This window comes from Candidatus Pelagibacter sp. HIMB1593, from assembly GCF_052047755.1.
GTDB lineage: Bacteria > Pseudomonadota > Alphaproteobacteria > Pelagibacterales > Pelagibacteraceae > Pelagibacter.
Genome location: NZ_JBNAJK010000001.1, coordinates 967,276 through 986,540 on the forward strand (window position 1 = coordinate 967,276; position 19,265 = coordinate 986,540).

Sequence of the window (19,265 nt, forward strand, 5' to 3'; positions counted from 1 at the left end):
AAATGTTTAGGTTTTTTACTCAAAAACATTGGTTATTATGGTCATGGATTGGTTCAGCCATAATTTTATCTTCGCTTTGGATACAAGTTAAAATTGATGTAAAAATTAATGAATGGTTTGGTCAATTTTACGATATGATTCAAAAAGCACTAGGCGCACCAAACTCTATTACCTTAGAAGAGTACTGGGCAAGCTTATTATCTTTCATAACTTTAGCTGCCATGTACGTAGGCGTAGCTGTTGTTGTTAGTTTTTTTACTTCACACTATTTGTTCAGATGGAGAACTGCTATGGTTGAATGGTATCATAGCGTATATGATAAAGCTCGAAAAATAGAGGGAGCTGCACAAAGGGTTCAAGAAGATACAATTAAGTTTTCTAGAATAATGGAATCACTGGGAACGAGTTTAATTGAAGCTTTAATGATACTGATTGAATTTATGCCAATTTTATTTGGTTTAAGTATTGGAATTCCAATTTTTTTCTTTGGTGATTGGGATTATGGATTGATAGTTGGTGCTTTAATTTGGTCAGTAGGTGGAACAATTTTTTTGATTTTGCTTGGTCTAATTTTAAGATTAGTTGGTGTTGAGTATGATCTTCAAAAAAAGGAGGCTGCATATAGGAAAATACTTGTGATTGCAGAAGATGATGGAACAATTCGTCCAAAAACTATTGAAGAATTATTTGATGGTGTAAGAAATATTCACTTCTTAAGTTATATTAGATACTTATATTTCAATATTGGAAGAATAGCTTACTTACAAGCAAATGTGTTATCTGCATATGTTTTTTTAGCACCAGCAATTGTAGCTGGTGCCGTTACTCTTGGTGTAATGCAACAAATAATTAGAGCTTTTGGTAGAGTAGAAGGTTCTATGCAATATATATTGAAAGCATGGCCAACTATAATTGAACTTGCTAGTGTATATAAACGTTTAAGAGAATTTGAATCCAAAATTTTAAAAAAAGATTTGATTGAAAAAAATTCTAATGGCAATTGATAAAAAATTTATAAAACAATTTGTTAATGTAACTTCAAAAGCTGCAATAGCTTCATCATATTTTGTTGGCAAAAAAGACAAAATAGCAGCTGATAAAGCAGCAGTAGACTCAATGAGAAAAGAGTTAAATATTATGAATATAAAAGGTGAAATAGTAATAGGTGAAGGTGAATTAGATGAAGCCCCTATGTTATACATTGGAGAAAAAATTGGTACCAAAAATGGCCCTGAATTTGATATAGCTGTTGATCCATTAGAGGGAACTAATTTTGCAGCAAACAATCTTCCTGGCGCTTTATCAGTCATGGCAATTGCTGAAAAAGACAATTTGTTTAAAGCTCCTGAAACTTACATGGAAAAAATCTCAACCAAAGTAAGTGAGAAAAATGTTGTTGATTTAGATTTTTCAGTTAAGAAAAATATTTTTAATTTAAGCGAATACTTAAACAAAAAACCTGAGAATTTAACTGCATGTATTTTAGATAGACCAAGACATAATGAAATTATTTCTAAATTAAAAGATTTAAAAGTTAAAATCAAATTTATATCTGATGGAGATGTGGCAGGCGCCCTATTAGTAACTGACGAAAAATACTCAGTTGATATATTTTTAGGTACAGGAGGTGGACCGGAGGGTGTTTTGGCTGCCGCAGCTTTAGATGCTTTTGATTGTGGTTTTCAAGGAAGATTTTTATTTAAAACAGATAAAGACAAGCAAAGAGCTAGAGAAATGGGTATTGATAATCTTACAAAAAAATACGATTTAAACGAAATTATTAGGGGTGACTCTATTTTTTGTGCAACTGGAATAACTTCATGTGATTTGGTTAAGGGAGTTAATTTGAATATAAAGAGTAATGAATTTACATCAGAAACTTTAGTAACACACAAATCATCTGGATTAAAAAATATAATAAAATTGAATCAAATTGTTTGATGATAAGCTTGATTAATCAATTAATTTACAATAAAAAGCAATTTCTGGTCCCTTCGTCTATCGGTTAGGACACGTGGTTTTCATCCTCGAAAGAGGGGTTCGATTCCCCTAGGGACCGCCATCATAATGTCTTATTTCGTATATGTAATAAAATGCACCTCACCAGGTATTAAAAAAACCTATGTTGGATATAGTATTGATGTAGAAAAAAGATTAATTAAACATAATTCAAATAAAGGAGCAAAGTCAACACGTGGTCATAAATGGAAATTAATTTACAAACAGAAATTTAAAAATAAAAATGATGCTATGTCATATGAGTATAAAATTAAAAATAATAAAAGTTTAAGAAAAAATATAATAGAAAATTTTAGTAAATGAAAATTTCAATTTTATTGCCTTATAAAGAAAACTTTTCTCCTGAATATGCAGGTGCTGTTTCTATATTTATAAAGGATACTGTAGAAAAAAGTAAATATAAAAAAAATATTACAGTTTTTGGAAATACTAGTAATAAACAAATTTATAATATTAATTATAAGAATTTAAATTTTAAAAAAACAATTTTAAAAAGTTCTTCAAAATCTTATATTCAAGAGTTTTTAAAAATTGAAAAACGAGAGAAATCAAATATAATTGAATTTCATAATAGACCTACATATTTAAAATATCTTTTAAATCTAAATTACGCAAAAAAAGTTTTATATTTTCATAATGATCCTTTAGATATGAATGGATCACGTAAAAATGAAGAAAGAATATATTTAATTGATAATTTAGATAAAATTATTTTTAATAGTGAATGGTCGAAGTCAAGATTTATTAAAAATCTTAGTCCAATTTATAAAAACTCACCAAAACTTATCACCATAAAGCAATCTATTGATAAGAAAAAAATTAATTTAAATAAGAAAGAAAAAATAATTACTTTTGTTGGTAAATTAAATTCAGCTAAAGGCTATGATATATTTGGAAGAGCTATTATACCCATTTTAAATAAATACAAGGATTGGTCTTCATATGTAGTAGGTGATGAACCTAGAGAAAAAATAACATTTAATCATCCAAAATTAAAATTACTTGGTTTTCAAAAACACCCAAATGTACTTAAAATTTTAGAAAAATCCTCTATAGCTGTAGTTTGCTCAAGATGGAATGAACCTTTTGGTAGAGTGAGTTTGGAAGCAGCAAGTAGAGGTTGTGCAGTTATAATTAGTGATAGAGGAGGACTTAAGGAAACAATTACAGATGGAATTGTTATAAAAAAAATAAATGCAACAAACTTTCAAAGAGAAATAGAAAAGTTAATAAATGACAAAAAGTTGATGTCACATTTTCAATCTAATTCAATTAAAAACTTTTATCTAACAAATAAATTTGCCTCAAATAATATAGATGTGTACAGAAAAGAATTTTTACATCAAAAAACAAATAAATATATTATTAAAAATATTAAAATTTTACATATAACTAATTTAAATCAAAGGCATAATGGTAGACTTTTCTATAATACAGGTAGAAGAATAAACAATGGTTTAATAAAACTAAATCACAAAGTTTTAACTTTAAGTGATAGAGATATGTTAAGTAGTTATAGATCTATCAGAGATTTTTCTGGTTCTAAAAAATTGAATAATACTTTAATTGAAACTGTAAGAAACTTTAAACCTGATTTAATTCTTTTAGGACACGCCGATGCAATTAAAACAGAGAGTCTTAAAATAATTAAGGATGAATTTCCTAATATAAAAATTTCTCAATGGTTTCTAGATAGGATGGATCAAAATTGGAAAAAAAATAAATTAAGATTTTTACATAAAATTAATTTTATGGATCATAGTTTTTGTACAACAGATCCGAAATCACTTAATTTTAATGAAAAATATAAAATTTCATTTATTCCAAATCCAGTTGATGAATCAATTGACGATTTGAAAGTATTCAAAAATAAAAACGCTAAATATGATTTATTCTTTGCAATGTCTCATGGTGTACATCGAGGTGTATTAAAAAAAGGAAAATTTGATGAAAGAGAAAATATAATTAATAATTTGATAAAAAAGAACCCCCACCTAAAATTTAACATTTTTGGAATGAGTAACAAACAACCAATATGGGGAGATGATTTTAAAAATAATTTAAATAACTCAAAAATTGCATTAAACCTTAGCCAAGGTAAACCTTTAAAATATTACAGCAGTGATAGAATTGCACAATTAATGGGTAACGGAATAGCGACATTAATTGATGAAAAAACAAAAATTAATGAATTATTTTCAAACGATTGTGCAATATTTTATAAATCTTTAGATGATTTAAATTTAAAAATAAATAAACTAGTTAAAAACGATAAACTAAGAAATAAAATAGCAAAAAATGGCAGGTCAAAGTATCACAAGATGTACAATTCCACAAAAATAGCTGATTTTATAATTTGTAAGACTTTTGACATTAAAAAAAAATTTTTTTGGGACAAATTTTAATTTATATGAAAAAAAATATAATTTTAATAACTGGTGGTGCTGGATTTATTGGCTCTTCATTAATAAATTATTTAATTAAAAAAAAAATTAATGAAAAAATAATTAGTTTGGATAATTATTTTACTGGTACAAAAAAAAATCACGTTAATAATAAAAAAGTAAAATATTTTAAAGGTGAGAATAAAGATATTGATTTAATTTTAAGGAAATATAAAAATAAAATTAAAGTTATTTTCCATTTTGGTGAGTTTTCTAGAATTTTTCAAAGTTTTAAAAATTATAAAAAATGTTTTGATTACAATATACATCATTCATCAAAAGTTATTGATTTTGCAAAAAATAATAAAATAAAATTAATTTACTCAGCTACATCGAGTAATTTAGGTAACGATGGTAATGACGAAAACCTTTCCCCCTATTCATGGACTAAATCTAAAAATATAGAATTAATTAAAAATTATAATAAATGGTTTGGTTTAAAATATGAATTTATTTATTTTTATAATGTTTATGGACCAAGGCAAATTACAAATTCCCCGATGTCTGCTGTAATAGGAATTTTTGAAGAACAATTTAAAAAAAGAAAACCATTAACAATAGTTAAACCTGGCACTCAAAGAAGAGATTTTACTCACATAGATGACATTGTTGAAGGTTGTTACCTTGCATGGAAAAAAGGTAAACAGAATCATTATATGCTAGGTACACAGAAATCCTACTCAATAATTGAAATTGCTAAGATGTTTAAAACTAGAATTAAATTCATAGCTGCTAGACCAGGGGAGAGATTCGGCTCTACAATTCCAAACAATAATGCAAAAAAAATTCTGGGATATAAAGCTAAAAAAAATATTAGGAATTACATAAAAAATATCATTAAATAGAGTTAATGTTTTCAATTCTTATTCCATCTTTTAACAATTTGGAATATCTAAAATTGTGTATCAAAAGTATAAAAAAAAATTCTGAATTTGATCATCAGATAATAGTTCATATAAATGATGGAAAAGATGGTTCTCTTGACTTTATTAAATATAATAATATCGAATATACATTTAGTCATGAAAACATTGGGATGCCTAAAGCTCTAAATTTATCTTCAAAATTAGCAAAATTTACTTACATTTTAATTTCCCATGATGACTTTTATTACTGTCCTGGATGGGATATTGAACTTAGTAAAGAAATTGAAAAAATTGGTCATAAAAATTTTTATATTTCGGGTACAATGGTTGGAGCAGGACAAGTCAGTTTTGATGCAGGCCAATCAATTGCTAATTTTAATGAAGAACATTTACTAAAAAATCAGGAAAAAATCGAAACGTTCGATTTTCAGGGAACAACGAAGTGTCCTGGTTTAGTTCATAAAGATATTTGGAATAAAGTTGGAGGTTGGAGCGAAGAATTTTCACCAACTGGAGGAGATGATACAGATTTTGCAATGAAATTATGGAAGTCAGATATTCGTATTTTTAAGGGATTGGGTAAAAGTTTAGTATACCATTTTGGATCTATTACGACTAGAAAAAAAGATAAATCATTATTTACTTACTTGGGCAGTAGGGGAAATAAAATTTTTTTAAAAAAATGGGGAATAAGTATTAATTTTTTTGAAAAATTCTACTTGAGATCTGGCTTAGATAATAAAAAACAATTAATTTTTAGAGAATATATGGGAGAGCTAAAAGATCCTAAAAAAAATTTTAATTATTACATTGAATATTTTAAATCGAAATTACAAAAAATTTATCTTATTTTAGTTAATTACAAATAATAATTTAATTTAAATTCTCTTATGTGATTTTTTACCTAACATAGAACTAATTAAACCAGACCATCTTGTCCTATATTTATTCAGTTTTTTATTATTTTTACTGATTTTATAAAAAAAGATTCTAAACAAAATTCTAAATATTGTAGGTATAAATATAATTAGAGCAATAAAATATGTAAAATGTTTTCTATAGTAGTAAAATTTTGACCAAATAAAATGCCAAGTTCTTAAATTATCTTGTTCATTTTTATCACTTTCATTTTTTGGTATCACAGAAGTCCCTGCTTTGTGATTAACTTTTACTGAATTTAGTTGGTAATTTTTATTTAATTTAGATAATCGTAAACAAATATCATTATCTTCAAAATACAAGAAAATATTTTCATCAAAACCACCTATAGTATCAAAATTTTTTTTGTTAAAGAACATGCATATTCCACTTATCTGATTTGTTTCTAAAAGATCAATTTTATCGTAATCAGTTTTACGTCTTTCAGGTTTGTGATCTAAATCAACAGGACCCATCATGGAAAATTGATCATTAATTTTTATAGCTGCATCATAAAATTTAATAATACTATCAGATGTAATTCCTTCAACATCAGGATTACTAACTAAAAAAAATTTAGTTTTTACAAATTTACTGCCATAATTTATTGCAGCACCGTAACCTTTATTTGACATAAAATTAAATGTTACGTTTGGATATTTTGTTTTAATTTCTTTTTCTAACTCTATGTCGTTTGAGTTATCAATTACTATAATATGAAATTTTTGATAAAGATTTTTAATATAATTAATAATCAGATTTTTACTTTTATGAGCAGTTAAAACAATTGATATATGTTCATTCATTTGAATTTATTTTTTTGCAGATATATAAATTTAAAATTTTTTTTTTAAACTTATATCTTAAAATTTGAAATAAATTAAAATTAATGTAATAATAGATTTTTTAAATCAAAGTTAAATTTATAGTCCTTAACGAATGTACAACGCTGATGTGGTTATAGTAGGTGCTGGGCCTGTCGGTTGTGTTTTAGCTAATAAATTATCTACGGAATTGAATTTATCATGTCTTATTATTGATAAAAGAAATCATATTGCAGGCAACTGCTATGATGAAAAAAACAAAAAAGGTGTTTTATATCATAAATATGGACCTCATTACCTTAGATTTAAAAATAATAAAATTTTTGAATATTTGTCTAACTTTACTGAATGGATACCTGGTGACTATATTGTTAAATCAAGTATTGATAAAAAACTTTATCCATTTCCTATAAATTTAGACACTATTGAAAATTTTTTTAATGTTAAATTTAAATCTAAAAATGAAGCAATTAAATTTATAAATAAAAAAAAAGTTAAAATTAAAAACCCTAAAAATTCTGAAGATTTTATTCTATCTAAGCTTGGTTATGAAATTTATGAGAAATTTTATAAAAATTATACAATTAAACAATGGGGTATTAGTCCAAAAAAATTATCAAGTAATATTGCTGGTCGTGTACCAATTAGATTTAATAGGAATCCATATTATGTAAATGAAAAATTGAAGTTTATGCCTAAAAAAGGATTCACTAAAATGTTTGAAAAAATGATAAGCAATAAAAAAATAAGTCTAAGTCTAAACACAGATTTTTTTAAAATAAGAAAAAAAATTAAATATAACAAATTTCTTATATATACTGGTGCACCAGATAAATTTTTCAATTATAGATATGGTAAATTAAATTGGAGATCTTTAGATTTTAAATTTAAAACATTTAAAAAGAAATATATACAGAAATCTGTTCAATATAACTATCCTAATGATTATAAATTTACCAGAAAGGTAGAGATCAAGCATGTTACAAAACAAAATACTCCATATACGGTTATTTCCAAAGAATATCCTAAATCTAAAGGTGATCCCTATTATCCAATTATTAATAATGAAAATTTAATTAAATTTAACAAATATAAAAAATTAATAGATGAAATTGAAAACCAAAATATTTTTTTTGAAGGTAGATTGGCTCAATATAAATACTTTAACACTGATGAGGTAATAGAAAGAGCTCTTAATTTATATAAAAAAATAAAAAAAATAAAAGTTAACATTAAAAATTAAATCTTTATTTTGTTTAGCGCGTTATTTCTAAAAATATTTGCCTCTCTAATATATCTCCTTACCATTTGAGTTGATTTATGACCTGTCATAGCCATTATGCTTCTCTCATCAGCACCTGAATCAGCAGCTACTGTTGCAAAACCCGATCTTAAACTATGACCAGAAAAATTTTTATTTTCAATACCTGCTAACTTTAAATACTCTTTCATTAATAAAACTACAGATTGGTCAGTTAATCTTTTGTCTGTTAATGATAAACCTTTAGAAAATCTTCTAAAAATAGGCCCAGACTTAATTTTAGAAATTTCTAACCATTTTTTTAGATTTGTAACAGGGCAGTAAATTTCATTATCAAAGTAGGGTAGACCTTTAGTCATTCCTTCACCGAATTGATCAGTTTTTGATCTTTTAACTGTGATTTTAAGACCTTCAGGAACAAATTCTAAATCCTCATGATCAATTGAAATGAGCTCGGTTCTTCTAAAGCCTCCTCCAAAACCAATTAAGATTATTGATTTGTCTCTAAGTTTTTTTATTTCCTCTGTTTTTTTTTCATTAATTACATTAATAATTAATTTTAAATGACTGATTAGTATTGGTTTTTTACCTTTCTGTATACTTCCTTTAATCCTTCTTATTCCCATTAAATTTTCAACAATGATTGGATGCTTCGTGTCCAGATAATGTCCTTTAAGCCTATGAACCATGCTTATTGATACTAATCTTCTTCTTAAAGTACTTATTTTTGAGTTTTTTGAAAGATGGGTTAGATATAATGAGACTATTTTTGGCTCAGTAGGTAATGAATTTAATCCATGCTTTGCACAAAATGTCCCGAAGTCTTTAAAATCTGATTTATAAGCTCTTAAAGTATTATTTGCTTTTGATGTTTTAAGGTTATTTAAAGTTGCCTCATGAAGCAATTTTAGATCTGTTGACAATTCATTCATATTATTACTATTGATAACAATTAATTATCACTAGTAATATAATAAGTGATATTTATTGTCAATAGTTTAAATATTAAATAATTGAATGATATTTTGATTATTTTTGTTGCAGGAATATTTTCTTGCATAATATTGGATATTTTAGGTTATTTGCTTAAAAAAATGGGCATTCCAGAACCATCATGGAGTATTGTTGGAAGATGGACCTACCTAATGCTTAAAAATGGAACCTTTTACAACCCAAATATTATTGAAAAGCCAGTATTTGAACATGAGGTAATATTGGGATGGGTTTTTCATTACTTTATATCATTATGCTGGGCAACAATTTATTACATTTGCTTTATTTTTATTGGAATTAAAATGTCATATTTTTCGGGTTTTATTTTTGGCGCGATAACAACTTTAGCTCCATTGTTATTGTTTTTACCATTTACAGGACAAGGTATTTTTGCCAAAAATACTGATAAACCAATAGAAATTTCACTTATTTTCCTCATTAGGCATTCAATATATGGGTTAGCGATGTATGAAGGTTTTAGGTGGTTTGGATTTTAAAAAAAACTATAATTACAATGTTTTGTTTAATATTATTAATGTAAATGATTAGAAAAATTAGAAGAAAAGATAAAGAAAAATGGATAAATTTGTACTGCGGTTATGCTAAATTTTATAAAGTTCCTATGAATCAAGACATTTTAGATACTTTATGGAGTTGGATAAACGATGAAAATCATATTGTTAATGGAATTTGTTATGAAATTGAGGGTAAAATTGTTGGAATTGCACACTACAGAACAATGCCAAGACCAATTAAAGGTCAATATATTGGATTTTTAGACGATTTGTTTGTAGATGAACATTTTAGAGGCCAGAAAATAGCTCAAAAACTTATAAATTACTTAGAATCTTTATCTAAAGAAAATAATTGGGATGGAATTCGTTGGATAACCCACTCTTCCAATGAGACGGCGAAAAAATTATATGATAAGATTGCTAAAAATACAGGATTTGAATTATATGAACTTAAAAGGGACTAAATTTCAGATAAAAGTTTGGAACTACTTGAAAAAAATACCTAAAGGAGAAGTCAGAACTTACCTCCAGGTGGCAAAAGCTATTGGAAAGCCAAAAGCTCATAGAGCAGTTGCAAATGCAGTTGGGAAAAACCCATATCCTCCTAAAATACCTTGTCATAGGGTAATTAGGACTGATGGATCGCTCGGAGGGTACTCAGGAAAAGGTGGAATTAAGACTAAGCTGCGCTTACTTAGATCTGAAAAAGTTGATATTTAAAGATAAAAAAGTGTTGAAAATAAATACTTTTAAACGATTTTCGTAAATAATCATGCAAATAGCACTATTCACCCTTCAGTTGTACCACATATCTAAATATAACTAAATAAGTACCCTCTATGGGCGATTAAAGAGCATATTCTATTACTGCATTGCTCTATTTTTCAATGATATCAACCCTTTTTTAATGTCTCAAATTTGCTCTATTTTACAGGTCTTTTAAGCCACCTGCCCTACAATTTTTGATGTAAAAATATATTTTCGAATTTTATTAGTAAAAAACTGTTGAAAATAAACACTTCTAGGAATTTATACTATTTTTAAACGCTATTAACTAAATTTACTGTTTCTTATATATTAATGTGATCTAAAAAAGCTATTAATATTAATGATTTTAATTAAAAAACCAAAATTTTACTCTACATCAACAAATATTAATGCATTTTAATTATATTTATATATAAATAATTTATTCAATAATTACAATAGTTTAAATATATATATTAATGTAAAACATTAATAATTAGTATACAAATAAATACTATTAATTACTTCTTTTTAATATGTATTCTCGCCTGGTTATATAGAGACCACTTAAGACAATTATAAAAAGACCTAAATAAGTCCAATTATCTGGTAATTCATGAAAGAAATAATAGCTAATTAATATGTTTGTTATGATTTCTGTATAGCCCAAAGGAGCTAATTTTGAGGCATCAGCATATTTGAGTGATAAAATTAAGAAAAGATGGGCTACAGAGGCTATAAGGCCGATTAAAGCCATTAAAATCCACTGATTTGTAGTAGGATTTACCCATACAGAAGGCATAAATAAGCTAATAATGACTGTTCCTATTAAACCTGAAAGCAAAAGCGTTAAAAGAGGGTTATCTGAAGTGCTAAGTTTTCTTGTTATAATAAGGTAAAATCCATAACAAATTCCATTACCTAAAGCAGCTAAAGTAGCTAGATTAAGTTCAATAAATCCAGGTCTAATAACAATCAAAGTACCAACAAACCCTAACGATACAGCAGTCCATCTTTTCACCCCTACTTTCTCATTTAAAAAAAATGGAGATAAAGCTGTGACACAAATTGGTGCTACAAATGCTAAAGTTAAAGCTTTAGGGAGTGAAATTTCAGAAATCGCATAAAAGAATAAATACGTAGAAAAAACAAATATCAAACCTCTTATTAGTTGAAGAGCCGGTTTTTTAGTCCAAACTAATGACTGTCTATAAAATATAAGCATTAAAGACAGAGTAAAAACTACGGTAAAAAAATATCTAGCCCATGTTATTTGTAAAACATCCATTGATGAGCTTAAATATTTAGCAAACGCATCCATAACAGGGACAATCATCCAAGCAGACGCATTTAAAATTATAGCCTTCACAGCTGAAAGATATATCCTAATAGAAGTATTTTAAAGCAAAGAATACAACTATTGGAACTGTAATAAATGACATTAATGTAGAAACAACAATTGTGCTAGCGATGTTATCTACTATTTCCTTTGGTGAGTACATAGATCCAATTAAATAATTTAAAATAGCGCTTGGCATAGCAGATTGAATTAAAATTACACCTGCACCAAATCCAGAAAGATCGAAAAAAATTATAATTAAAAAACCAATTATGGGTCCAATGATTACTCTTCCTATAGAGGCAATTATTGAATTAGTGAAAGAAAAAATTTTTAATTTTGTTAATGCAATTCCTAACGACATTAATATTAAAACAATTGCTGTATATGTTAACAATTCAGTTAAATTAATAATTGCCTTGGGCATCTCCAAGTCAAAATAAATAAAAGTAACTGAAAATATAATTGCGTAAAAAGGTGGATTTTTAATTAAAATATTAAAGTCAAATTTTCTGTCGGCTAGAAACACTCCTAATGTAAAGTGAAGTAAAATTATAAGAGAAGATATTGATGCAGCTATTCCTAAACCTTGTGAACCATAAGCAAAAAGACAAATAGGAATACCCATATTTCCATTATTAGGAAGAAGAAATACTGGGATTTCTCTAATGATATCTTTAGTTTTTAATAGATATAAAATAATTATGCCTGTTAAACCAAAACCAGCAATAGCAATTAAATAATAAATAAAATAACTGGTATATTGTTCAAATGTTATACCTGTAGAAGTAATAGAATATATAACCATTGCAGGCGTACCAACATTTGAGGCAAAAGTAGTTATAAAGGAATTATCGAAATCTGGTTTTTTCTTACCAAGATAATATCCAATCCCAACAACAAAAAATACAGGAAATAATACTTCAATAAGTTTGAAATATATTTCCATTAATCAAGCAATCTAATTAACGTAGGTGATTTTAAGATATTCTTATTTTTTTTAAATATAGATAAACAGCTATTACAATTTAATTCTGTGGTTTTATGAGTAACTATAACGATTGTAGCTTTATTATTTTTTTTATCTGGAGTTTGAATTAATCTTTTTACAGAAATTTTATATTTAGCTAAACGATTGGTTATTTGAGATAAAACGCCTGGTTTATCTTTAACTTCAAATCTTAAATATAGAGAATTAACATAATTATTTACGTTGTAAGTCTTTAAAGTTTTAAGCTTATTTACACTTACACCAAATGGCTTTTTAATGTTTCCTCTTAAAATAGATAATAAGTCAGATAATAAAGATGATGAAGTGGGACCTGGTCCAGCACCCTCCCCTTGTAACACACTTTCTCCTACTGGCTTGCCATTAAGGATCACTGCATTCATTACTCCATTTACATTACCAATATATGATTTTTTACTTACAAGACATGGATGAACAGTTTCAAAAAGTTCATTGTTTTTGAGTTCAGAGATACCCAGTAGTTTAATTCTTAAATCTAATTGATTTGCAATTTTAATATCTTTTAAATCAATCTTTTCTATTCCTTCCATTAAACATTTTTTATTTGATATTTTACTATTAAAAGCCAAAGCGGATAAAATTCTCACTTTTGCAAATGCATCAAAACCATTTAAATCTAATTTTGGATTACCTGGTTCTGCATATCCAAGCAGTTGAGCTTTTTTCAAAACATCTACAAAATTTTGCTCAGAATTTTCCATCTCTGATAATATATAATTTGAAGTACCATTTAAAATTCCATAAACTTTAGATAATTTATTAGTAGCTAATCCTTCTTTAATAGATCTCAATATTGGTATCCCACCAGCAACAGATGCTTCGAATTCTAAATTGACATTATTTTTTTCAGCTAGTTTTGCTAAATTATTTCCGTGTTTTGAAATTAAAGCTTTATTTGGAGTAATTACATGAATTTTATTCTTTAAAGCAGTTTCAACTAATTTTTTAGAAACCCCATCAGATTGTCCAATTACTTCAAATAATATATCAACTTTTTCTTTTTTAAAAATATCAAAAGGGTTTTTATAAAAAATTTTTCTATTAATTTTATATTTTCTTTTTTTATTTATATTTTTTGCAGAAATAGCTACTACGTTAACTCTTTTGCCTGTTTTAAGTTCAATATCTTTTTTTTTAGCAATTAGTTCATTGAATAAATAATTACCAACTCGACCAAGTCCAACAACTGCAACATTTACTATATTATTCATTTGCTTATATCTGGATATTTACTTTTTTTTGTATAGTCATCTATATAAATCTCATATTCTTCTAATGTCATTTTTGTTATATCGTCTGACTTTTTAAGTATTTCAGTTATTTTTTTTTGATTTTTTTTATTTTCAGCTGGATGTTCTGTCCAATACCGAGAATCTTTATTTAAAGAGCAATTACATAAAAAAATTAGAAAAATAATTAACAAATATTTCATTTTAAAGCAGTTCTTTCAGGAAAATTAAATTTATTATTTAAATTTTGTACAGCCTGACCTGCTCCGCCTTTTATTAAATTGTCTATTGCAGAAATAATGATTATTTTGTTTTTATATTTTGATTTACACACTGTGATAAAGCAATTGTTTGTATTTATAACATCATTTGTGCTCAAGAGTTTATCAGAGTCTAATATTTTAACAAAATTTTCACCCTTATAAGACATCTCAAGTGTTTTGATGATTTTTGATTGATTAACATTTTTTTCTAAATCTAAATAAATTGTACTTAATATACCTCTAAACATTGGAGATAAATGTGGAGTAAAACTAAATTGAAAATTTTTATTTGTAAATTTGCTTAAAAATTGATGAATTTCAGAATTATGTCTATGAAAACCAACACCATAAGCACTCAAAGACTCGTATAAATTCTTATCTTTATATTTTTTATGAACTCCTCTACCGGCGCCAGAATATCCAGATTTTGAATCAATGATTATATTGTCTAATTTAACTAATTTTTTTTTAATTAGCGGAACAAGAGGTAATAATATTGATGTTGGATAACATCCTGGACATGAAATTATATTGTGATTTTTTAATTCATCGCGATTTATTTCGGGTAAACAATAAATGCTTTTCTTCTGTAATTTTGGAGCTCGGTGTTTTTGTTTATACCATTTTAAATAATCATTAGCTTTTTTTAATCTAAAATCTGCTGCTAAATCAATTAAAGTAACATTATCATTAAGTTTTTTTGCTATATCTTGAGCTTCACCATTTGGTAGAGCTGTAAAGACAACATCAATACCATTTAGCAGTTTAGGATTAAATTTTACGATTTTAGGTAATTTTTTTTTTGACAGAGATTTATCATAATTAGAAATATTTTTTCCAACAGACGAGTTTCCACATAGATATTTAATATTAATATATTTATGGTTAATTAATAACTTAATTAATTGAACACCAATATATCCTGTAGATCCGGCAACTAATGCATTAAGCTTAGGCATTTTTTATTATAGCAGTTTAAATTGTAAAAAAAATTATCTTTTAGAAAACTGGAAGCTTCTTCTAGCTTTTCTTCTACCAGGTTTTTTTCTCTCAACAGCTCTAGAATCTCTGGTTGTAAGCTTTTCAGTTTTCAATGTTGTTTTTAAATTTTCATCAAAGAGAACCAAAGCTTTAGAAATACCATGAACCATTGCTCCAGCTTGACCTGTAGGTCCGCCACCTTTTACACTACATCTAACATCATAATCTGTAGCTTGATTTATAATTTCAAAAGGTCTTGTAATTTGCATTTTGTGAATTTCATCAGCAAAATACTCATTATATAATTTGCCATTAACATAAATTTTACCAGAACCTTTTTTTAACCAAACTTTTGCTATTGAAGTTTTTCTTCTACCTGTCGCGTACTTACTATCTTTAAAGTCTAACTTTAATTTAGGAGTTTTTGTGTTTGATTGTACGTTTTCCATATTAATTTCTTGCAATGTTTTTATTGTTTAGTTTATCTAATTCTATAACTTTTGGGTTTTGTGCAGCATGTGGATGCTCACTTCCAGAATAAATTTTTAATTTTGTTAGTTGTTTTCTACCCAAAACACCACCAGGCAACATTCTTTTAACTGCTAATTTCAAAGTTTCTCCAGGTTTTTTTTCATGAAGTTTTTCTGGTGTGGTAACTTTAATTCCACCAGGATGTCCTGTGTGTCTATAGTATTTTTTGTTTTGAAACTTCTTGCCAGTAAATTTTGCTTGTTCGATATTTTTTACTACAACAAAATCTCCATCATCCATGTGAGGTGTATAAGTAGTCTTATTTTTGCCTCTAATAATATTAGATATAACAGTCGCTAATCTTCCAACAACTGCATTTTTTGCGTCTATCTCGTACCAAGACGAAGTAACTTGATCTTTTTTTGTGAATTTTGTCATTGTGCGAGGATTAATACTATTAAATTATTCAAAGTCAATTTTATATTTAGCTTGTAAAACATAACTAATATGCTATTTATCACTTGCCGATTTGATCCTATTGCGGGCATAAAACTGCTAAAATGGAATTTTCATAAAATTATAATCGGTAGGCATTTGAACTGTATTGTGCGCCTTGCATAAAGCAAAAGCACTAAAAAAGGAGTAAAAATGAGTACAAAAAGAAATAATCCAGAAACTATTGCGATACATGGTGGAGACTACAGAAGTGATCCAGCTACAAATTCAGTAGCAGTTCCAATTTATAGAACAACCTCGTATCAATTTAATAACACTGAACATGCAGCTAATTTATTTGCGTTAAAAGAGTTTGGAAACATCTATACACGAATAATGAATCCAACTAACGATGTGTTGGAAAAGAGAATCGCTGCTCTTGAGGGTGGTCTTGCAAGTTTAACTGTAGCTTCTGGTCAAACAGCGTCTACTTTTGCAATATTAAACGTTGCTCAAGCCGGAGATAATATTGTTAGTTCAACAGATCTTTATGGTGGAACAGTTTCTTTATTTACGCATACTTTAAGTAAGCTTGGTATAGAAGTAAGGTATGCAGATCCGTCAGATCCAAAAAACTTTGAAAAAGCAATAGACGATAAAACTAGAGCTTTTTATGGAGAAACATTACCAAACCCATATTTAAGAGTTTTTCCAATTAAAGAAGTTTCGGATATTGGTAGAAAATATAACATTCCATTAATCTTGGATAACACTGCTGCCCCTGTAATTTGTAAACCAATTGAACATGGTGCTGCTGTGGTTGTTTATTCTTTAACAAAATATATAGCAGGTCATGGAACAGTAGTTGGAGGTGCACTAGTAGATGGTGGAAATTTTGATTGGACAGCAGATCCAAAAAGACAGCCACTATTTAATGAACCTGATGCAAGTTATGGAGGTGTTGTTTGGGGTAAAGCTGTGCCCGAATTAACAGGTGCAAATGTTGCTTTTGCAGTAAGAGCAAGAGTAACCTTGTTAAGAGATTTAGGATCAGCACTTTCACCAGATAATGCATTTGGCGTCATACAAGGACTTGAAACAGTTGCTTTAAGAATGAAACAACACTGTGATAATGCCGCAAAAGTTGTAGAGTACTTAAAAAATCATAAAGCTGTTGAGAGAGTAATTTATTCCACTGAACATAATGAAGAGATATCAAGTCGAGCAAAAAAATATCTGAAAAATGGTAATGGTGCTTTAGTTGGTATTGAATTAGCTGGTGGTATCGAAGCTGGTAAAAAATTCATTGAGGCTTTAAAAATGTTTTACCACGTTGCAAATATAGGTGACGCTAGAAGTTTAGCAATACACCCAGCAACAACTACTCACAGTCAATTAAATGAGGATGAATTAGCTGCTTCAGGTGTAACGCCAGGATATGTTAGGCTTTGTATTGGTTTAGAACATATTGATGATATCATTGATGATTTAGATCAAGCTTTAGACAAATCATCAAAAGGTAATTTAAAGGCAGTTAGTTAAATTTATTTATATGTCTACAAATAGAAATTAATTAATCTGTCTTTTGTATTTTATGATAAATATAAAATACAAAGTTGAAAGTATTATCAAAATAGAATTTATCTGGTGTAAAGATGCAAATAACATTTTTACTCCAGATAAAATAGTTATCACTCCAAGAAAAATTTGAAATACCAAAGTCAAACCAATTACTGTGATAGGCTTGTATAATTTTTTGTTTCCAGTATTAATTACTTTAAAGAGGATTAGGGCATAAATGACGATAATTAAGTATGCTAAATTTCTATGTATAAATTGAACAATTGAGGGATTATCAAAAACTTTTAAATTCAAAAACTCTTTAAAACTACTATCATCAGGAAAATAATTAACACCCATCAATGGCCAAGTGTTATAAATTTTACCAGCATCCATACCAGAAACAAAAGCACCTATAATTAGTTGCAAAAATAATAAGACTAAAAAAATTTTTACTATAAAAAGATTAATAGAAACTGTTTGATTTGAAGAGGATGATAACTTTAAAAATTGCCAATATACAATTGATAAAATGATAAAAGCTGTTACCAAATGTATTGCAAGTCTATAATGACTAACATCAATTCTTTCAACTAATCCACTAGATACCATGTACCAACCTAAAAATCCTTGAAAACAAACCAGTAAAAAAATAAGTCCATATTTTTTTATAATCCAAACTCCTTGTTTTAATGAAAAATAAACCATTGGGAGTAATACAGTTAAACCAATTATTCTCCCTAACTGCCTGTGTCCCCACTCCCACCAGAATATTACTTTGAATTCGTCAAGAGTCATATTGAAGTTTTGTTGGCTGTATTCAGGAATTGTTTTATATAAACTAAAATATTCCAACCATTTTTCATTTGTAAAAGGAGGAAAAAAACCAACAAATAATTCCCAAGTAGTAATTGATAGACCAGAGTCAGTTAATCTAGTCAAGCCTCCTACCAATATTATTAAAGAAACTAAAACTAATAATGATAGCATCCACAATTTAAGTTGATTATTTAAATGATTATTCTCACTGTACATGCTCAAATAAATATAATAATTATTAAGTATTCCAATAAATTAAATGTCGCCAAATAATAAAAAAAAACTAGATTTAATAAGAGTTAAGCTAGATAAATTAGATAATAAACTGTTATCACTTATTAAATATAGAACAAATCTAGTTGAGGAAGTTTTAAAACTTAAAGAATTTAAAAAAGAAATCGTAGATAAGAAAAGAATTAATTTTATTTTAAAAAAAATTAAAGCAAAATCATTAAAACAAGGCATTGATCCAAAGATAACTAATCGTATTTGGAAAAATATGATTTGGTCTTATATTGATTACGAAAGAAGAAATTTTAAAAAAAAATAAA

Annotated in this window: 22 protein-coding genes, 1 tRNA gene and 1 riboswitch; of the genes, 13 read left to right on the forward strand and 10 right to left on the reverse strand. The window is 27.0% G+C overall.

Going from position 1 to position 19,265, the window contains the following annotated elements; genetic code table 11:
* The first annotated feature begins 2 nt into the window (after positions 1–2).
* The 7 genes from ACTTA0_RS05065 to ACTTA0_RS05095 all read left to right on the forward strand — a co-directional run bounded on the left by ACTTA0_RS05065 (position 3) and on the right by ACTTA0_RS05095 (position 6,198).
* Positions 3–1,004, forward strand: coding sequence for a putative transporter (locus ACTTA0_RS05065; RefSeq protein WP_440676330.1), 1,002 nt, complete (start codon positions 3–5; stop codon positions 1,002–1,004).
* Entirely contained in the window at positions 994–1,941 is a 948-nt protein-coding gene (gene glpX, locus ACTTA0_RS05070) for a class II fructose-bisphosphatase (protein WP_440676632.1), read from the forward strand. Before ACTTA0_RS05065 ends, glpX begins: the two co-directional genes overlap by 11 nt.
* Before the next feature lie 46 nt (positions 1,942–1,987).
* A tRNA-Glu gene (locus ACTTA0_RS05075) sits at positions 1,988–2,062 on the forward strand.
* 5 nt (positions 2,063–2,067) lie between these two features.
* Positions 2,068–2,322: a GIY-YIG nuclease family protein gene (locus ACTTA0_RS05080; RefSeq protein ID WP_440676331.1), complete on the forward strand. Its 255-nt coding sequence runs from the start codon at positions 2,068–2,070 to the stop codon at positions 2,320–2,322.
* Entirely contained in the window at positions 2,319–4,424 is a 2,106-nt protein-coding gene (locus ACTTA0_RS05085; RefSeq protein ID WP_440676332.1) for a glycosyltransferase, read from the forward strand. The genes ACTTA0_RS05080 and ACTTA0_RS05085 overlap by 4 nt, the downstream gene beginning before the upstream one ends.
* A 5-nt stretch (positions 4,425–4,429) precedes the next feature.
* Complete coding sequence (locus tag ACTTA0_RS05090) at positions 4,430–5,308, forward strand: NAD-dependent epimerase/dehydratase family protein (RefSeq protein ID WP_440676333.1); 879 nt, start codon at positions 4,430–4,432, stop codon at positions 5,306–5,308.
* 5 nt (positions 5,309–5,313) lie between these two features.
* Positions 5,314–6,198, forward strand: a complete 885-nt coding sequence (locus tag ACTTA0_RS05095; protein ID WP_440676334.1) for a glycosyltransferase family 2 protein — start codon at positions 5,314–5,316, stop codon at positions 6,196–6,198.
* Between the two features lie 9 nt (positions 6,199–6,207).
* On the opposite strand, the gene ACTTA0_RS05100 is transcribed toward ACTTA0_RS05095, so the two are convergent.
* Positions 6,208–7,053 (reverse strand): glycosyltransferase family 2 protein, encoded by an 846-nt coding sequence (locus tag ACTTA0_RS05100; RefSeq protein ID WP_440676335.1) that lies wholly within the window; start codon positions 7,051–7,053, stop codon positions 6,208–6,210.
* 133 nt (positions 7,054–7,186) lie between these two features.
* Between ACTTA0_RS05100 and glf the strand changes: the two genes are divergently transcribed.
* On the forward strand, positions 7,187–8,314 hold the full coding sequence (gene glf, locus ACTTA0_RS05105) for a UDP-galactopyranose mutase (protein ID WP_440676336.1): 1,128 nt from the start codon (positions 7,187–7,189) through the stop codon (positions 8,312–8,314).
* Here the strand turns inward: glf and ACTTA0_RS05110 are convergent.
* Positions 8,311–9,264: a site-specific integrase gene (locus tag ACTTA0_RS05110; protein ID WP_440676337.1), complete on the reverse strand. Its 954-nt coding sequence runs from the start codon at positions 9,262–9,264 to the stop codon at positions 8,311–8,313. The two genes, glf and ACTTA0_RS05110, sit on opposite strands and share 4 nt — an antisense overlap.
* An 81-nt stretch (positions 9,265–9,345) precedes the next feature.
* Here ACTTA0_RS05110 and ACTTA0_RS05115 point away from each other — a divergent pair, with 81 nt between their 5' ends.
* The 3 genes from ACTTA0_RS05115 to ACTTA0_RS05125 are packed head-to-tail and all read left to right on the forward strand — an operon-like array spanning position 9,346 to position 10,560.
* Positions 9,346–9,822, forward strand: coding sequence for a DUF2938 family protein (locus ACTTA0_RS05115; RefSeq protein WP_440618401.1), 477 nt, complete (start codon positions 9,346–9,348; stop codon positions 9,820–9,822).
* 44 nt (positions 9,823–9,866) lie between these two features.
* Positions 9,867–10,304 carry an N-acetyltransferase family protein gene (locus ACTTA0_RS05120; protein WP_440654153.1) on the forward strand — a complete coding sequence of 146 codons (438 nt, stop codon included), beginning with the start codon at positions 9,867–9,869 and terminating at the stop codon, positions 10,302–10,304.
* The gene (locus ACTTA0_RS05125) at positions 10,285–10,560 is read left to right on the forward strand and encodes a methylated-DNA--[protein]-cysteine S-methyltransferase (RefSeq protein WP_440618399.1); all 276 of its coding nucleotides are present in this window, start codon (positions 10,285–10,287) and stop codon (positions 10,558–10,560) included. The genes ACTTA0_RS05120 and ACTTA0_RS05125 overlap by 20 nt, the downstream gene beginning before the upstream one ends.
* 544 nt (positions 10,561–11,104) lie before the next feature.
* On the opposite strand, the gene ACTTA0_RS05130 is transcribed toward ACTTA0_RS05125, so the two are convergent.
* From ACTTA0_RS05130 to rplM, 7 genes are read right to left on the reverse strand one after another with little or no spacing between them, the layout of a single operon-like run.
* On the reverse strand, positions 11,105–11,956 hold the full coding sequence (locus ACTTA0_RS05130) for a DMT family transporter (RefSeq protein WP_440676338.1): 852 nt from the start codon (positions 11,954–11,956) through the stop codon (positions 11,105–11,107).
* Between the two features lie 16 nt (positions 11,957–11,972).
* A complete protein-coding gene (locus tag ACTTA0_RS05135) occupies positions 11,973–12,875 on the reverse strand; it encodes an AEC family transporter (RefSeq protein ID WP_440676339.1) in 903 nt (300 codons plus the stop codon).
* Positions 12,875–14,167: a homoserine dehydrogenase gene (locus ACTTA0_RS05140; protein ID WP_440676340.1), complete on the reverse strand. Its 1,293-nt coding sequence runs from the start codon at positions 14,165–14,167 to the stop codon at positions 12,875–12,877. The genes ACTTA0_RS05135 and ACTTA0_RS05140 overlap by 1 nt, the downstream gene beginning before the upstream one ends.
* Entirely contained in the window at positions 14,164–14,388 is a 225-nt protein-coding gene (locus tag ACTTA0_RS05145) for a hypothetical protein (protein ID WP_440676341.1), read from the reverse strand. The genes ACTTA0_RS05140 and ACTTA0_RS05145 overlap by 4 nt, the downstream gene beginning before the upstream one ends.
* Positions 14,385–15,407, reverse strand: a complete 1,023-nt coding sequence (gene argC / locus ACTTA0_RS05150; protein ID WP_440676342.1) for an N-acetyl-gamma-glutamyl-phosphate reductase — start codon at positions 15,405–15,407, stop codon at positions 14,385–14,387. The genes ACTTA0_RS05145 and argC overlap by 4 nt, the downstream gene beginning before the upstream one ends.
* A gap of 33 nt (positions 15,408–15,440) precedes the next feature.
* Positions 15,441–15,878: a 30S ribosomal protein S9 gene (gene rpsI / locus ACTTA0_RS05155; protein WP_440614345.1), complete on the reverse strand. Its 438-nt coding sequence runs from the start codon at positions 15,876–15,878 to the stop codon at positions 15,441–15,443.
* Position 15,879: 1 nt separating this feature from the next.
* Positions 15,880–16,338, reverse strand: coding sequence for a 50S ribosomal protein L13 (rplM, locus tag ACTTA0_RS05160; protein WP_440676343.1), 459 nt, complete (start codon positions 16,336–16,338; stop codon positions 15,880–15,882).
* 141 nt (positions 16,339–16,479) lie between these two features.
* Positions 16,480–16,546, forward strand: a riboswitch (SAM riboswitch).
* 2 nt (positions 16,547–16,548) lie between these two features.
* Here rplM and ACTTA0_RS05165 point away from each other — a divergent pair.
* The gene (locus ACTTA0_RS05165) at positions 16,549–17,877 is read left to right on the forward strand and encodes an O-acetylhomoserine aminocarboxypropyltransferase/cysteine synthase family protein (protein WP_440649103.1); all 1,329 of its coding nucleotides are present in this window, start codon (positions 16,549–16,551) and stop codon (positions 17,875–17,877) included.
* Positions 17,878–17,904: 27 nt separating this feature from the next.
* On the opposite strand, the gene ACTTA0_RS05170 is transcribed toward ACTTA0_RS05165, so the two are convergent.
* Positions 17,905–18,930, reverse strand: a complete 1,026-nt coding sequence (locus ACTTA0_RS05170; RefSeq protein WP_440676344.1) for a COX15/CtaA family protein — start codon at positions 18,928–18,930, stop codon at positions 17,905–17,907.
* 43 nt (positions 18,931–18,973) lie between these two features.
* Between ACTTA0_RS05170 and ACTTA0_RS05175 the strand changes: the two genes are divergently transcribed.
* A complete protein-coding gene (locus ACTTA0_RS05175) occupies positions 18,974–19,264 on the forward strand; it encodes a chorismate mutase (RefSeq protein ID WP_440651441.1) in 291 nt (96 codons plus the stop codon).
* Position 19,265: the final 1 nt, after the last annotated feature.

What these genes read in the sequence shown, in the direction of transcription:
- ACTTA0_RS05065 (WP_440676330.1), top strand. Translation starts at nt 3, where the DNA reads ATGTTTAGGTTTTTTACTCAAAAACATTGGTTATTATGGTCATGGATT.
- glpX (WP_440676632.1), top strand. Translation starts at nt 994, where the DNA reads ATGGCAATTGATAAAAAATTTATAAAACAATTTGTTAATGTAACTTCA.
- ACTTA0_RS05080 (WP_440676331.1), top strand. Translation starts at nt 2,068, where the DNA reads ATGTCTTATTTCGTATATGTAATAAAATGCACCTCACCAGGTATTAAA.
- ACTTA0_RS05085 (WP_440676332.1), top strand. Translation starts at nt 2,319, where the DNA reads ATGAAAATTTCAATTTTATTGCCTTATAAAGAAAACTTTTCTCCTGAA.
- ACTTA0_RS05090 (WP_440676333.1), top strand. Translation starts at nt 4,430, where the DNA reads ATGAAAAAAAATATAATTTTAATAACTGGTGGTGCTGGATTTATTGGC.
- ACTTA0_RS05095 (WP_440676334.1), top strand. Translation starts at nt 5,314, where the DNA reads ATGTTTTCAATTCTTATTCCATCTTTTAACAATTTGGAATATCTAAAA.
- ACTTA0_RS05100 (WP_440676335.1), bottom strand. Translation starts at nt 7,053, where the DNA reads ATGAATGAACATATATCAATTGTTTTAACTGCTCATAAAAGTAAAAAT.
- glf (WP_440676336.1), top strand. Translation starts at nt 7,187, where the DNA reads ATGTACAACGCTGATGTGGTTATAGTAGGTGCTGGGCCTGTCGGTTGT.
- ACTTA0_RS05110 (WP_440676337.1), bottom strand. Translation starts at nt 9,264, where the DNA reads ATGAATGAATTGTCAACAGATCTAAAATTGCTTCATGAGGCAACTTTA.
- ACTTA0_RS05120 (WP_440654153.1), top strand. Translation starts at nt 9,867, where the DNA reads ATGATTAGAAAAATTAGAAGAAAAGATAAAGAAAAATGGATAAATTTG.
- ACTTA0_RS05125 (WP_440618399.1), top strand. Translation starts at nt 10,285, where the DNA reads ATGAACTTAAAAGGGACTAAATTTCAGATAAAAGTTTGGAACTACTTG.
- ACTTA0_RS05135 (WP_440676339.1), bottom strand. Translation starts at nt 12,875, where the DNA reads ATGGAAATATATTTCAAACTTATTGAAGTATTATTTCCTGTATTTTTT.
- ACTTA0_RS05140 (WP_440676340.1), bottom strand. Translation starts at nt 14,167, where the DNA reads ATGAATAATATAGTAAATGTTGCAGTTGTTGGACTTGGTCGAGTTGGT.
- ACTTA0_RS05145 (WP_440676341.1), bottom strand. Translation starts at nt 14,388, where the DNA reads ATGAAATATTTGTTAATTATTTTTCTAATTTTTTTATGTAATTGCTCT.
- argC (WP_440676342.1), bottom strand. Translation starts at nt 15,407, where the DNA reads ATGCCTAAGCTTAATGCATTAGTTGCCGGATCTACAGGATATATTGGT.
- rpsI (WP_440614345.1), bottom strand. Translation starts at nt 15,878, where the DNA reads ATGGAAAACGTACAATCAAACACAAAAACTCCTAAATTAAAGTTAGAC.
- rplM (WP_440676343.1), bottom strand. Translation starts at nt 16,338, where the DNA reads ATGACAAAATTCACAAAAAAAGATCAAGTTACTTCGTCTTGGTACGAG.
- ACTTA0_RS05165 (WP_440649103.1), top strand. Translation starts at nt 16,549, where the DNA reads ATGAGTACAAAAAGAAATAATCCAGAAACTATTGCGATACATGGTGGA.
- ACTTA0_RS05170 (WP_440676344.1), bottom strand. Translation starts at nt 18,930, where the DNA reads ATGTACAGTGAGAATAATCATTTAAATAATCAACTTAAATTGTGGATG.
- ACTTA0_RS05175 (WP_440651441.1), top strand. Translation starts at nt 18,974, where the DNA reads ATGTCGCCAAATAATAAAAAAAAACTAGATTTAATAAGAGTTAAGCTA.